General features: G+C 75.4%; 13 protein-coding genes and 1 tRNA gene. 7 read left to right on the top strand and 7 right to left on the bottom strand.

Features of this window, described 5'->3' with window-relative positions; all coding sequences use genetic code 11:
- Positions 1-85: 85 nt before the first annotated feature.
- A complete protein-coding gene (locus tag DNK53_RS10370) occupies positions 86-1525 on the top strand; it encodes a hypothetical protein (protein WP_110182159.1) in 1440 nt (479 codons plus the stop codon).
- 17 nt (positions 1526-1542) lie between these two features.
- On the opposite strand, the gene DNK53_RS10375 is transcribed toward DNK53_RS10370, so the two are convergent.
- Positions 1543-1621, bottom strand: a tRNA-Gln gene (locus tag DNK53_RS10375).
- Positions 1622-1681: 60 nt separating this feature from the next.
- Between DNK53_RS10375 and DNK53_RS10380 the strand changes: the two genes are divergently transcribed.
- The 3 genes from DNK53_RS10380 to DNK53_RS10390 are packed head-to-tail and all read left to right on the top strand — an operon-like array spanning position 1682 to position 6131.
- Entirely contained in the window at positions 1682-2809 is a 1128-nt protein-coding gene (locus DNK53_RS10380; RefSeq protein ID WP_110182160.1) for an ATP-dependent DNA ligase, read from the top strand.
- A gap of 8 nt (positions 2810-2817) precedes the next feature.
- The gene (locus DNK53_RS10385) at positions 2818-3399 is read left to right on the top strand and encodes a hypothetical protein (protein WP_110182161.1); all 582 of its coding nucleotides are present in this window, start codon (positions 2818-2820) and stop codon (positions 3397-3399) included.
- Complete coding sequence (locus tag DNK53_RS10390; protein ID WP_110182162.1) at positions 3399-6131, top strand: stealth conserved region 3 domain-containing protein; 2733 nt, start codon at positions 3399-3401, stop codon at positions 6129-6131. Before DNK53_RS10385 ends, DNK53_RS10390 begins: the two co-directional genes overlap by 1 nt.
- Positions 6132-6146: 15 nt before the next feature.
- Here DNK53_RS10390 and DNK53_RS10395 read toward each other — a convergent pair whose 3' ends face one another.
- Genes DNK53_RS10395 through DNK53_RS10405 form a run of 3 tightly spaced genes read right to left on the bottom strand, consistent with a single transcriptional unit; the run spans position 6147 to position 8879 of the window.
- Complete coding sequence (locus DNK53_RS10395; RefSeq protein WP_110182163.1) at positions 6147-7214, bottom strand: hypothetical protein; 1068 nt, start codon at positions 7212-7214, stop codon at positions 6147-6149.
- Between the two features lie 10 nt (positions 7215-7224).
- Positions 7225-7800: a mycothiol transferase gene (locus tag DNK53_RS10400; RefSeq protein WP_110182164.1), complete on the bottom strand. Its 576-nt coding sequence runs from the start codon at positions 7798-7800 to the stop codon at positions 7225-7227.
- On the bottom strand, positions 7797-8879 hold the full coding sequence (locus DNK53_RS10405; RefSeq protein WP_110182165.1) for a DNA polymerase domain-containing protein: 1083 nt from the start codon (positions 8877-8879) through the stop codon (positions 7797-7799). Before DNK53_RS10405 ends, DNK53_RS10400 begins: the two co-directional genes overlap by 4 nt.
- A gap of 67 nt (positions 8880-8946) precedes the next feature.
- On the opposite strand from DNK53_RS10405, the gene msrB reads away from it, so the two are divergent.
- The gene (gene msrB / locus DNK53_RS10410) at positions 8947-9351 is read left to right on the top strand and encodes a peptide-methionine (R)-S-oxide reductase MsrB (RefSeq protein ID WP_110182166.1); all 405 of its coding nucleotides are present in this window, start codon (positions 8947-8949) and stop codon (positions 9349-9351) included.
- A gap of 12 nt (positions 9352-9363) precedes the next feature.
- On the opposite strand, the gene DNK53_RS10415 is transcribed toward msrB, so the two are convergent.
- Both DNK53_RS10415 and hemQ read right to left on the bottom strand, forming a co-directional pair.
- Positions 9364-10269, bottom strand: coding sequence for a hypothetical protein (locus DNK53_RS10415; protein WP_110182167.1), 906 nt, complete (start codon positions 10267-10269; stop codon positions 9364-9366).
- Between the two features lie 55 nt (positions 10270-10324).
- Positions 10325-11035, bottom strand: coding sequence for a hydrogen peroxide-dependent heme synthase (hemQ, locus tag DNK53_RS10420; protein WP_110182168.1), 711 nt, complete (start codon positions 11033-11035; stop codon positions 10325-10327).
- 122 nt (positions 11036-11157) lie between these two features.
- On the opposite strand from hemQ, the gene DNK53_RS10425 reads away from it, so the two are divergent.
- The gene (locus tag DNK53_RS10425) at positions 11158-12021 is read left to right on the top strand and encodes an AraC family transcriptional regulator (protein WP_110182169.1); all 864 of its coding nucleotides are present in this window, start codon (positions 11158-11160) and stop codon (positions 12019-12021) included.
- A 78-nt stretch (positions 12022-12099) separates the two neighbouring features.
- A complete protein-coding gene (locus DNK53_RS10430) occupies positions 12100-12486 on the top strand; it encodes a hypothetical protein (RefSeq protein ID WP_162599882.1) in 387 nt (128 codons plus the stop codon).
- A gap of 23 nt (positions 12487-12509) precedes the next feature.
- On the opposite strand, the gene hemG is transcribed toward DNK53_RS10430, so the two are convergent.
- A complete protein-coding gene (hemG, locus tag DNK53_RS10435; protein WP_110182171.1) occupies positions 12510-13925 on the bottom strand; it encodes a protoporphyrinogen oxidase in 1416 nt (471 codons plus the stop codon).
- Positions 13926-13928 lie beyond the last annotated feature (3 nt).

A 13928-nucleotide genomic window follows, 5' to 3' on the forward strand; every position in this document is an offset into this window, starting at 1 on the left:
CCCGCAGGAAACCGCGCCAACCTCGGCGACACGACCAGCCGGCCTCGCTACGGTAATCGGGCCCGCCACCTCTCGGGAGGACCCCATGGCACCGCAGCGCACCCGCCCCACTCGCGTCACCACCCTCGCCACCACCCTCGCCACCACTCTGGTCGCCTTTCTCGTCGCCGCCCTGACACCGGCCGGCAGCGCCCTGACGCCGTCGTACGGCGGCACGCCCCCGGCTGCCCCGGCGCCGGGCCCCGACCGGGCGACCGGGACGCCGCCGCAGCAGAGCTCTCCCCGGGCGACGCGGAGCGCGTCCCCGCCGCGCTGCCGCGGGAGGCGAGCCACGCTCGTCGGGCAGCGCGGCCAGGTGCTGCGCGGCACCCGCGGCCGCGACGTGGTCGTGACCAGCGGCGCCCGGATGGTCCTCACCCGCGGGGGCGACGACCTCGTCTGCGTCACGGGAGGGCGCGCCATGCAGGTCCACACCGGTCGCGGGGCCGACCGGGTCGTGGTCCGTCAGGGCAGGGGCCGCGTGTGGGCCGTCCTCGGCGCCGGGCCCGACACCTACCGCGGCGGGCGGGCGACCGACGAGGTGTACGCCGCCCAGACCAACACGCTGGCCGACGACCGGCACCGCGACGTCGTCGCCACGCGCGGCGGCCGCGACCGGGTGGTCGTCGGCCACCCGGGCACCGCCAACGCGGACGTCGTCCGACTGGGCAGCGCGGACGACGAGCTCTGGTGGTACTCCACCGACAACCGTGGCGGCCGGTTCCTCGGCGGCACCGGCGACGACCGCTTCACCTACATGGCGGGCGAGGGCACGGACCCGGCGGCGCAGTGGCTCCTCGACACGACCGCCGGGACGCTGGCCGACCGCGGCACCACCCTGGTCCGGCACGCGGGGTTCGAGGACTACTACCTCTCGGGCCTGACCGGCGAGAGCCTGCACGTCGCCGGCTCCGACCGCTCCGAGTCCGTCACCCTCCCGCGGGACACCACCGTCTCCGCCAGCACGGGCGGCGGGGACGACCGGCTCGCCGTCTACCACTTCGCCGCCGCCCCGCTGCGCACGAGCGGTCCCGGCCTCGACGGCGGCAGCGGTCGGGACGAGGTGTCGCTGACCGAGCTGTCCGGCACCGTGGTGGCCGACCTGGTCACCCAGCGCGTCAGCGTCTCGGTGGCCGACCGCGGGATCGCGTACGACGTCCCGCTGGCCGGCATCGAGGACCTCACCCTCAGCGCCTACGAGACCGTGACGATCACCGGCGACGACGGCCCCAACCGGTTGACCGGCTACTCCTGCGACACCCTGGTCGTCGGGGCGGGCGGCGCCGACGAGCTGCGCTCCGAGGGCTACGTGGAGGACATCGACTGCGCGCGGCCCGCCCGGCTCCTCGGCGGCGCCGGCGACGACACGCTCGTCGGCGGCCGGTTCGACGACCTGCTCGACGGGGGCGAGGGCCTCGACTCCGCCGACGGCGCGAAGGGCACCGACACCTGCGTGGCCGAGGTCAGGCGGCGCTGCGAGGCCTGACCCGACGACCGCCCGAGCTCCCCGGGTAGGAGTCGAACCTACGTCGCTAGTCCTGATTCAAAGTCAGGCGGGCCCTGCCGGCAGACCAACCGGGGATAGGCGGCCCACCCTATCGACGCCTCCCCGCGGTGTGCTCCTTCCCCTACGCTCGGCCGTGTGGACCTCCCCGTGATGCCGCCGGTGCGGCCGATGCTGGCCAAGTCCGTCCCCGCCGTCCCCACGAAGGGCGGGATGAGCTTCGAGCCGAAGTGGGACGGCTTCCGCTGCCTCGTCTTCCGCGACGGCGACGAGGTCGAGCTGACCAGCCGCAACACCAAGCCGCTGACCCGCTACTTCCCCGAGGTGGTGGCGGCGGTCCGCGAGCAGCTGCCGGAGCGGGTCGTGCTGGACGGCGAGCTCTTCGTCGCGCTGCCCACCGCGGGCGGCGGGCAGCGGCTGCAGTTCGAGGTGCTCCAGGAGCGGGTCCACCCCGCCGCCTCGCGGGTGCGGATGCTCAGCGAGACGACCCCGGCCGGCTTCGTCGCCTTCGACCTCCTCGCCCTCGGCGACGAGGACTGGACGGCGCGTCCCTTCGCCGAGCGCCGGGCCGAGCTCGAGCGGGTGCTCGGCGGCCTCGCCGGCCCCTGCTTCCTCACCCGGACGACCACCGACGTGGCGCAGGCCGAGGAGTGGTTCACCACCTTCGAGGGCGCCGGGCTCGACGGGGTGGTCGCCAAGCCGCTGGACGCGCCGTACGCGCAGAACGCCCGCACCATGCTCAAGGTCAAGCACGAGCGCACCGCCGACGTCGTGGTCGCCGGGATGCGGCCGCACAAGACCTCGACGCCGGAGCGGCCGCTGCTGGGCAGCCTCCTGCTCGGCCTGTACGACGGTCCCGTCGGCGAGCGGTCCCTGCAGCACGTGGGGGTCAGCGCCAGCTTCACCGAGAAGCGCCGCGCCGAGCTGTGGGAGGAGATGCAGGAACTGGTCTGCGACGTCGCCGACCACCCGTGGGGCGCCTGGATGCAGGAGTCGGGCGACGGCTGGGCGGTCGCCAACCCCGACCGGGTGCCCGGCACCAAGAGCCGCTGGAGCGCCGACAAGGACCTCGGGTTCGTCCCGTTGCGGCCCGAGCGGGTGCTGGAGGTCAAGTACGACCACATGGAGGGGCGCCGCTTCCGGCACACCGCCCACTTCAAGCGGTGGCGTCCCGACCGGGACCCGGAGTCGTGCGACTACGGGCAACTGGACGAGCCGGTGGGCTACGACCTCGGTAGGATCCTGGGAACGGACTCCGAGGGGTGAGGGCGGGAATGAGCCAGAGCGGCGACAGCACACGCAACGAGCGCATCGACGACGGGGTCGGCACCTACGACGTGGTGGTCCTCGCCGAGCACGAGGTGAGCGCCACCGACGCCCGGCAGATCCACTCCCTCCACGAGGAGATCGGCGACGAGGTCGTCTACCACGTCCTCATCCCCGTCGAGGACGCCGCCGGTCGGGTCGAGGCCGCCATGGGCGCGCTGGGCAGCGGCGAGCTGCTCGCGGCCCCCGCGGTGATGAGCGACATCGACTACGAGGCCGTCCGCCACGAGTGCGAGGACCGCGCCGCCGCGGAGCTGGCGACCAGCCTCGCCGCCCTGTCGGCGACCGGGTCCCGCGCGATCGGCCGGGCGATCAGCGACCCGCCGGTCGAGGCGCTCGAGGCGCTGGTCCGCGAGGTCGACGGGCGCGAGGCGATCATCCTCACCCGCCCCCACGTGGTCGCGGAGTTCTTCCACGTCGACTGGTCCTCCCGGGCCCGCCGCAAGCTCGGCGTCCCGGTCCTCCACCTGCTCGAGCACGAGACCTTCGACGAGCAGGCCGGCGGCGGCGAGGGCGTCACCGGGCTCTGATGCGGCGACTCCTGCGCCGGCGCGGCGCCGACCGGCTGCGCGTCGCCTTCCTGGTGCTCAACCTGGACGGCATGGGCGGCACCTCGCGCTCGGCGATCACCCAGGCGGGCGCCCTGGCGGAGCGGCACGACGTGACGCTGCTCAGCGTCACCCGCACCGCCGACGCCCCGCACTACCCGATCGACCCGCGGGTCGAGGTCCGCCACCTGGCCGACCTGCGCACCCCGCACCCTGACGGCCTCGAGAAGCGGCCCTCGGTCCTGGTGCCGGCCCGGTGGGACGGGCAGTTCTCCGCCCTCACCGACGCCGCGCTCGCCGAGGCGCTGCCCGGCCTCGACGTCGACGTCCTCGTCACCGTCACCCCTGCGCTGCTCGCGGTCGCCGTCCAGCTGGTCCCCGACGAGGTCGCGGTGGTCCACCAGGAGCACCGCTCGTCGGCCGACCGGGTCGGCGGGATGGAGCCGCTGCTCTCCTTCGCCCCCCGCGCCGACGCCGTCGCGCTGCTCACCGAGGCCTCCGCGAGCTGGCTGGCCCACGAGCTCGGCCCGGTCGCCCCCGAGCTCGTGGTCGTGCCCAACCCGCTGCCGCCCCTCCCGCAGCCCCGCTCCGCCCTCGACCAGCGTCTCGTCGTCGCCGCCGGGCGGCTGGTGGCGGAGAAGCAGTTCGTCCACCTGGTCCGCGCCTTCGGCCAGCTCGTCGACCGCGGCCTCGCCGACGGCTGGCGGCTGCGGATCCTCGGCGACGGGCCGCTGCGCGAGGAGCTGGTCGCCCACGTCGCCAAGGCGGGGCTCGCCGACCGGGTCGAGCTGCCGGGCGCCGTCGACGACATGACGGCCGAGTGGGCCGCCGCGTCGGTCTGCGCCCTGAGCTCACGGACCGAGGGGTTCCCGCTGGTCGCCCAGGAGGCGATGTCGGCGGGCGTCCCCGTGGTCACCTACGACTGCCCCTCGGGCCCCCGCGAGCTCGTCGAGCACGAGGTGAGCGGCCTCCTGGTCGCCGCCGGCGCGAAGGCCGGGCTGACCGCCGCCCTGGGTCGGCTGCTCGCCGACGAGGTCCTGCTGCGCCGGCTCGGGCAGGGCGCCCACGAGGCGGCCCGCGCGTATGCACCGGAGGCGGTCGCCGCGCGCTGGGAGGAGCTGTTCGGCCGGGTCGCGGGGCGCCGCGCCGGCCGCACCCGCGTCGAGGCCGCCGCTGCCGGGCCGCGCCCGCCGCGCCTCCCGCTACCCCGGCACACCCAGGAGCGGGCCCCGGGGGTCGCCGTCCCGCTGGTCACTCCCGAGGAGGCCCGCGGCGAGGCGCTGGGCCTCCTGCTCGACGCCGTCGCCGGCCTCGACGACTGGTTCGTCGTGCCGCCGCACGGCGCCGACCCGGCCACCGTGGTGGTCCCGGCCGAGCACCGGGCGACGGTCCTGTCCCGGCTGGCCGACGCCCCCGCCCACCTGAGCCTGCTCGACCCCGGCGACCGCGGCTGGCCCGAGCGGCGCCTGCCCGTGGCCGAGATGGTGGCGCTCCAGGCCCGCGCGATGACGCCGCGGCTCGCGCTGGAGCCGTGGCCCCGGGGCGACGACGGGCGCCCCAGTCACCTGCGCGGCGCCGGGGCGTGGCTGGAGCTGTGGGACCGCGACGGCGACCGGCTCGTGGCGCCGCGCCCCCCGGCGTACGACGCCTCCGTGCCGCCGCGGGCCGCCACCGCGCGGGTCCCGGTGCACGGCCGCGAGGTGCCGACGCTGCCGGTGATGGCGGAGCCGCGGGTCGACGAGTGCCGCTTCCCGGTCGACGTCGTCTACACGTGGGTCGACGGCGACGACCCCGCGTGGAACGCCGCGCGGGAGGCGCGGCTCGCCGAGGCCGGCCACGCCGGGCAGCGCCGCGAGGCCAGCGGGCAGGCCCGCTTCCGCAGCCGTGACGAGCTGCGCTGGTCGATGCGCAGCGTCCACCTCTTCGCCCCGTGGGTGCGCACCATCCACCTCGTCACCGCCGGGCAGCGGCCCGCCTGGCTGACCGACGAGGCCATGGCGTCGGGCCGGGTCCGGCTGGTCGACCACCGCGAGATCCTGCCCGCCTCCGCCCTGCCGACCTTCAGCTCCCAGGCGATCGAGACCGCGCTGCACCGGGTGCCGGGGCTGGCCGAGCACTTCGTCTACCTCAACGACGACGTCTTCCTCGGCCGGCCGCTGCAGAAGGAGACCTTCTTCTCCCCCGGCGGGGACTTCGCCGCCTTCGTCGGCGAGGGTCTCGTCGGGCTGGCGCCCGAGGATGGTGGCGCGGCCGGGGAGCCGAAGCCCTTCCTCCAGGCGGCTCGCAACAACCGCCGGCTGCTGCGCGACGAGCTGGGCGCCACGCTGACCCGGGTGATGGCGCACTCCCCCCACCCGCACCGGGTCTCGGTGCTCGCCGAGGTCGCGGAGCGGTACGCCGACGCAGTCGCCGCGACCGCCCACGCGCCGTTCCGCTCCCCCACCGACGTGTCGATGCTGAGCTCGCTGGCCCAGCACCACGGGCTCGCCACCGGCACGGCGTTCGAGGCCCACGCGGAGCACGCGTTCATCGACCTGTCCAACGCCCGGGTGGAGCGCCAGCTGCGCCAGCTGCGGGCCCGCGACAAGGACTTCTTCTGCGTCGGCGACCACCACGACTTCGCGGTGGACGCCGAGCGGGTCGACGCCCTGCTGGCCGACTTCCTCGACCTCTACTTCCCGGTGCCGGCCCCCTGGGAGCGGCCGGGCGGCTGAGGGCCGACGGACGGGTCAGCGCCCGCGCAGCCGGGCCACGAGCCGGTTCGGCAGGGAGCGGCGCAGCGCGGCGTTCTCGGCCTGCAGGGTCTCGAGCTCGCGGCGCAGGTCGGCCAGCTCGGCGTCCTTCTTGCGCCGCACCTCGCGGCGGCCGGCGGTCACCCGGGCCGTCGTGGCGTCCATCGAGATCGCCTCGGCGTGGTCGAACATCGCCGCGTAGTGGGCGCGCAGCTCGCCCAGCTCCTCGACCACGCGGTCGTCGTGGGGGGCCTCGACCAGCGCGTTCATCGCCTCCCAGGTGCGGTCGGCGAGCGTGCGCAGGTCGCCGGGGACCGACAGGTCGTCCCAGGTGATGGCGGAGCGGTTGAGCCGGGCGTCGACGAAGTCGTCGACCTCGTGGTGGCCGCGGTCGGAGAGGTCGGCGGTGTAGGTCAGGCCCAGCTGCTCGCCGGCCCGCGCCATCGCGGTGCGCCAGTCCTCGACGAGGTCGGCGTAGCGGACGAAGGCCCGGTCCTGCTCGCGGGTGGCGAGCTCGGTGAGGTGGGCGGCGTTGACCCAGGCCGCGACGTTGGCGGTCTCCCGCTGGCGGCGGAACTTCGGGGTCTGCTCGGTGAGGTACGCCGTGTCGCGCGAGCGCACCACCTCGGTCGGGTGGCGCAGCATCGTCAGCGTGACCACGTCGGCGCCCAGCCCGGCCGCGACCTCCGTCCAGACCGGGAGGATCCAGAAGGCCCGCGGGTCCTTGACCAGCACCTGGCCGTCGTGGAGGGAGGGGTCGAGCTGCTCGGCCAGCCACTCCCGCAGGCGGGCCTCGACCTCGGGCGCGGAGCCGGCCTCGATCGCGATCTCGGCGGCGTCGGGCCGGGTGTCGATCGTGCGGACCGGGACGGGGTTGAGCACGTCCTTGTGGAACTCGGTCACCCACAGCGGCTCGTAGTAGCCGCGCGGGTTGGCGTCGTCGGCCGGGACCTCCGGCTGCGGGACGTGCAGGCCCAGGCGCTTGAGGGTGCCGGCGACGCTGCTGGTGCCGCTGCGGCCCGAGCCGGTGACCAGGACGAGCTTCGGGCGGGTCGGAGGAGTCACGGGGTGCAGGCTAGTCGGTGCCGCGCGGCGCGCCCGCGTCGTGGGCGATCTCCACGGCGACGTCGAGGTGCCCCGCGTGCCGGGCGTACTCGGCGAGCACGTGGTAGGCGATCCACTCCAGGGTCGGCTGGTGGTCGTGGAACCGCCCGCCCAGGGCGGCCGGGGTGTCGAGCGGCCGGTGGCGCAGGAGGTCGCGGGTGCGCTCGGCCACGGCCTCGAGCCGCTCGGCCAGCCGCTCCGCGGTGACGCCGTCGGGGACGACCCACCGCGCCCCGGGGCGCAGCTCGTCGCTGTCGTCGGCGGCCCACGGCTCGTCGACGGTGAAGTCGCCCCACGGGTCGGGCACCTGCTCGCCGAGGAAGCCCCACAGGAACCAGCGACGCTCCATGTGCATCAGGTGGGAGAGCAGCTCGATCGGGGTCCAGCCCGACGGCAGGCGGGAGCGACGCCGGTCGCCGGCGTGCATGTCGAGGACGGCGTCCACCACCTCGCCGCGCAGCCAGTCGAGGTAGTCGCTGAGCAGCTCGCCGCCCGAGGCGCCGTGCCGGACCGGCTCGCGGGCCGGGCGGCGCTCGTCGTCGCTCACGGCTCGATCCTGTTGCCGGCGGCGTCCCAGTGCTCGGCGACCTTCTTGCTCGGCTGCACCCGCGGCGGCTCGCCCGGCATCTTGGGGTGGTCGGGCGGGTAGTTGAGCTCGCGGGGGTCGGCCTCCCACAGGTCGAGCAGGGGCGTCAGGTCGTGGGCGACGTCGTCGATCTCGCGCCAGGGGTCGCCGTCGGCCGCGAGCCGCCCCGGCACGGTGAGCAGGTTGAGGCCCCGCGGGTCCTCGAGCCCGGCCAGCTCCTCCCAGGTCAGCGGCGTGGAGACCGGCGCTCCGGGCAGGGGGCGCAGGGAGTACGCCGAGGCGATGGTGCGGTCGCGGGTGTTCTGGTTGTAGTCGACGAAGACCCGCTCCCCCCGCTCCTCCTTCCACCACGCCGTGGTCACCCCGGCGTCCCGCTCCTCCAGCGCGCGACCGAAGGCGATGGCGGCGTGCCGCACGTCGGCGAACTCCCACTCGGGGCGGATCCGGGCGAAGACGTGGACCCCGCGGTTGCCGCTCGTCTTGGCGAAGGCGCGGATCCCGAGGTCGGCGAAGAGCTCGCGCGCCACCCCGGCGACGCGCACCACGTCGGCGAACGTCGTCCCCGGCTGCGGGTCGAGGTCGATCCGCAGCTCGTCGGGGCGGTCCACGTCGGCCCGTCGCACCGGCCACGGGTGGAAGGTGAGCGTCCCCATGTGGGCGCACCAGACCGGGACGGCCACCTCGGTCGGGCAGACCTCCCGCGCCTTGCGGCCCGACGGGAACGTGATCTCCACCGACTCGATCCAGTCGGGCGCGCCCTTGGCGATCCGCTTCTGGTAGAACGCCTCGGCGTCCTTGTCCTGCGGGCCGGTGGCCAGCTGGAACCCCTCGCGCACCCCCGAGGGCCACCGCTCCAGGGCGGTGGGGCGGTCGCGCAGCGCCCGCATCAGCCCGTCCTCCACGTCGGCGAAGTACTGGGCGACCTCGAGCTTGGTGATCGCCGGCGTCCGGTCGGTCGCCTCGTAGACCACCCGCTCGGGCGAGGAGACCCGGACCTCCCGGTCGCCGGCCTGCACGAACGCCTCGGTCGTCTTCGCCATGCCGCCCATCATGGCCGCCCGCGCCGACAGCGGCCAGCGCCCACCACGCGCTCGTTACGCTGGCGCCATGGGTTACCAGGTGCAGAAGACCGACGAGGAGTGGCGGGCCGAGCTGTCCCCCGAGGAGTACGCGATCCTGCGGCAGGCCGGCACCGAGCGGCCCTTCACCGGCGAGTACAACGACACCGACACGGCCGGCACCTACTCCTGCCGGGCCTGCGGCCACGAGCTCTTCGAGTCGGAGACCAAGTTCCACTCCGGCTGCGGGTGGCCCAGCTTCTACCAGCCCGTGACGGACACCATCGAGTACGTCGAGGACAACTCCCACGGGATGAAGCGGGTCGAGGTGCGCTGCGCCAGCTGCGGGTCGCACCTGGGCCACGTCTTCCCCGACGGCTACGGCACGCCGACCGGCGACCGCTACTGCATCAACAGCCTCAGCCTCACGCTCAAGCCCGCCGACGCCCCCTGAGGCCGGCCGGCCTCACTCCTCCTCGTCGGTGACGGGGACGAGGACCGGGCGCACCTCGATCCGGCCGTCGCCGTGCTCGGCGTCGACCCACGCCTGGATCGAGCCGTCGTCGTGCAGCACGGTCAGGGCGACCACGTCGCCGAACGCCGAGCTGTCCAGCACGCCCGGCAGCTCCTGCAGGTCGGTGGTCAGCGCCACGAGCTCGTCCTCGGTGAAGCGGGCCTCCTGCACGCAAAGCGGACCGCCCCAGGTGCGACGCAGGGTCTTCTCCGCCCTCGCCACGTCCTGGGTCACCCGGACGTTGACGACCGTCTCCTCCGGCTTGGTGATGTCGTTCGTGTCGAGCCACGCCTCCGCGTAGCCCGGGAGCTGGCCGGCCCGTCGCAGCACCTCGTCGAGGGTGGCGCCCGACGTCCTCGCCGGGTCCTCGACCTGCCAGCCGCCGGCGGGCTCGGGGCACGGCGTCCCGGGGGTCTCGTCGCCCGGCCACTCCCCGTCGTAGCCGGCGGCGGGCACCGCCTCGGTGACCTCCAGGACGGTGCCGTCCCACGTCCCGGTGAGCGCGAAGTCCCCCCACCGGACGCCGCCGGTCGACTCGTGCTCGGGGTGCTCCTCCCACTCCCAGCCCTCGAGCCGGGTGCCCTCGCACTGCGGGGGCAGCGACTCCGCGGCGCCGCCCAGGCAGGCCACGGGCTGGTCGCCCTGGTCCAGGACCAGCACGGGGCCGAGCGTCGTGACCTCGCCCTCGGCCGCCGGGACGGCCGTCGGCGAGGTCGGCGCCGACGGGGTCGGGTCGTCGGCGACCGGGTCGTCCGCCCCGCAGGCCGTCAGGGCGAGCAGGGCCACTAGGAGGGCCGCCACGGGGGCGACCACGGGGGCGACGGGGGTGCTGGCGAGGCGGCGCACGCGACGGGACATGCCCCGATCATGACGGGTCCGCCCCCGCCGCGGGAGCCCCGCCTCGGGAGAGGTGTCAGGGCAGGCGGGTGAGCAGGTCGGCGACCGACGCGCGGGAGCCGGTGTAGAACGGCACCTCCTCGCGCACGTGGCGGCGCGCCTCGGAGGCCCGCAGGTGCCGCATCAGGTCGACGATCCGGTGCAGCTCGTCGGCCTCGAAGGCGAGCATCCACTCGTAGTCGCCGAGCGCGAAGCTGGCGACCGTGTTGGCCCGCACGTCGGCGTACCCGCGCGCCATCTGGCCGTGCTCGGCGAGCATCTGGCGGCGCTCGGAGTCCTCCAGCAGGTACCACTCGTAGGAGCGGACGAACGGGTAGACGCAGATGTGCGCCCGCGGCGTCTCGTCGGCGAGGAAGGCCGGGATGTGGCTGCGGTTGAACTCGGCCGGGCGGTGCAGCGCCATCTGCGACCAGACCGGGTCGAGCCGGTGGCCGAACGCCGTGCGACGGAACGCGTTGTAGGCGGCCTGGAGCTGCTCGCTCTCCTCGGCGTGCCACCACACCATCACGTCGGCGTCGGCGCGCAGCCCGCTCACGTCGTAGGTGCCCCGGACCACCACGTCGTCGGCGGCGAGCTTGGCGAAGAGCTCCTCGACCTCGGCGGCCTCGGCGGCGCGGTCGGCGTCCCCGATCAGGTCGCGGAGCCTGAAGACCGACCACATCGTGTAGCGGATGGTCTCGTTGAGCTCCTTGAGACGGGCTGCGTGGGTGGGGGCTGCGTCGGTCATGTGAGCCATTCTGCTCCCATGACCCAGGTCACGCCGAGCCGGTCCCGGTCCGGGGCGGACCCCGACCGGACCGGGCACGGAAGATCGGGCGGCGGGGCACCGACCCGCCCTAGCGTGGACGTGTGATCGCAGCACTGAACCAGGTCGTGGCGGCCGTCGAGGAGCACCTCGACGCCGAGCTCGACGTGCCCGCGCTGGCCCGTCGGCTCGGCACCACCGAGTACCACCTGCGCCGGATCTTCTCGGCGCTGGCCGGCATGCCGCTCTCGGAGTACGTGCGTCGCCGGCGGATGACCGTCGCGGCGCAACAGCTCCTGACCGGCGACGACGACCTGCTCACCGTCGCGGTCCGCCACGGCTACGGCTCCACCGAGGCCTTCAGCCGCGCCTTCCGTGGCGTGCACGGCGCCGGCCCAGGCGACGTACGCCGCGACGGCGGGCCGCTCCGGTCACAGGCACCCCTGCACTTCCACCTCACCGTCACAGGAGGCACCCCCATGGACACCCGCATCGTCGAGAAGCCCTCGTTCCGCCTCGTCGGCCACGCGACCCGCGTGCCGCTGGTGCACCGCGGCGTCAACCCGCACATCGCCGACTTCGTCGCCTCGATCCCGGCCGAGGAGCACCAGCGCCTCAAGGCCATGGCCGAGGGCGAACCGGCCGGGCTGCTGGCCGTCACCGACGGCCTCGAGCCCGACGCCCCCGAGGGCAGCGAGCTCACCTACCTGCACGGCGTCGCCACCCGCCAGGACGCCGGCGACCTCGACGTGGTCGACGTACCCGCGCTCACCTGGGCCGTCTTCCGCTCCTCGGGCGCGCACCCGCAGGCCCTGCAGGACATGTGGGCGGCGACCGCCACCGAGTGGTTCCCCTCGAACCCGTGGCGACTCGTGCCGGGGCCGACGATCACCGCGGTCCTCGAGCGCGCCGCCGACTTCTCCGCCGCCACCTGCGAGATCTGGATGCCGGTCGAGCCCGACCGCTGACGCGCGGTCGACGATCTGCACAGGACCTCCACGACTTCCCCTCCACCTCCCCCGGGGCGCGGCCCTAGCGTGGCGCTCATGACGACCACCACGAGCACCGCGACCGCTCCGGCCGGCCCCACCGCCCACCGGCTCGGCCTCGCCCTGACCCTGGGCACCCTGCTCGCGCTCGTGCTCGGGGCCGGGGCACTGGGGATCGTCGGCGAGGGCGGCGCCCCCGACCGGGCCTACGTCATGGTGCCGGTCGTGGTGCTGCTCGGCTCCGCGCTGGCGCGGCTTCGGGCGGCCCCGATGGTCGCGGTGGCGCTGGCCGCCGCGCTCACCCAGGTCGTGGTGACGGCGACCCTGCTGCTGGCCGAGGTGCACGTGGCGGCCGGCGGCAACGTGCCCGACGTCCTGATGGTCAACGCGGGGTACGCCGCCGGCTTCCTCGTCGCCGCCGGGCTCTTCCGCCGCGCGTCGTAGCGCAGCGCCCCCGCGGGACGTCATCAACCCCGGTCGTCGGAGCGACCCGCCCTGATGACGTCCCGGGGAGGAGCCGCGAGGAGGCGTGCGACGGCCAGTCGGGCGGACGCGACGACCGCGGGGATCCCGACCCCGTCGTACGCCGCCCCGGCGACCGCGACGCCGGCCGGCAGGGCCGCGCGGACCCGGGCGACCCGGTCGAGGTGGCCGACGGCGTACTGCGGCAGGCCGCCGCCCCAGCGCTGGACGTGGGTGTCCACCGGGACGGCGCGCAGGCCCGTCGCGTCGGCGAGCTCGGCCAGCGACCAGGCGACGAGCTCCGCGTCGCTGGCCTGGAGGGCCACCTCCTCGCCGTGCCGGCCGAGCGAGGTGCGCAGGTGGACGACCCCCTCGGCGGCCCCCGCTGCCCGGACCCAGCCCCACTTGGCGAACGAGAAGGTGGAGGCCTTGATCCGGCGACCGTCCACGGGCGGCACGAGGAAGCCCGACGACCCCGACGCCTCCAGCACGGCCACGTCCGCGGCGCGGAAGGCGAAGGTCACCACGGCCATCGAGGCGTGCTCGATCCCGGCGAGCTCCGCGGCGGCGCCGGGGGCGAGGTCGGCGAGCAGCCGGGCGGTCGGGGCGGCCGGGGTGGCGAGGAGGACCGCGGACGCCTCCACCAGCCGCGGGGCGGTGGTCGGCCCCACGGTGAGGGCGAAGCCGGTCGGGGTCGGGAGCAGCTCGCGGACCGTCTGGCCGGTCCGCACGTCCAGCCCCTCGGCGAGGGCCGCGGGCAGCCGGCCCATGCCACCGGGGATGCCGGCGAAGACGGGCAGGTCGTAGGTGGTGGGGATCGCGGCGCCCTGCTCCAGCAGCGAGCCGCGCTCGGCGAACGCCACCAGCTGGGGCACCGAGGCCCGCGCCGAGAGTCGGCGGGCGTGCCCGGCGTACACCCCGCCCAGCAGCGGCTCGACCAGCCGGTCGACCACCTCGTCGCCGAACCGCGCCGCCACCAGGTCGCCCACGGAGACGTCCCCCTCCACGGCGGTGGGCGGCAGCGAGGGCTCCTGCCGGACCCGGGCGAGGCCGGCGTCGGAGAGCACCCCCGAGGCCGCGAGCGCGTCGAGGTCGAGCGGGACGCCCATCAGGGAGCGGGGCAGCGGGCGCAGAGCGCCCCGGGTCCAGATCCGGGAGGAGGCCACGGTCGGGTGCTCGACGGGCAGCCCGACCTCGCGGGCCAGCTCCACGCCCTCGGGCCGACGGTTGAGCATCGCCTCGGCGCCCACGTCGACCGGCACCCCGGCCACCGGGGCCCGGCGCAGCTTGCCGCCCACCTCGGGCGAGCCCTCGAGGACGACGACCTCGCGGCCGGCCGCGACCAGGAGCCGGGCGGCCGCGAGGCCGGCGATCCCGGCCCCGACCACCACGACCCGACCCTTCGGCGACTCCTGCTCCATGCC

Origin of the sequence: Nocardioides solisilvae (genome assembly GCF_003194625.1) — a bacterium.
GTDB lineage: Bacteria > Actinomycetota > Actinomycetes > Propionibacteriales > Nocardioidaceae > Nocardioides > Nocardioides solisilvae.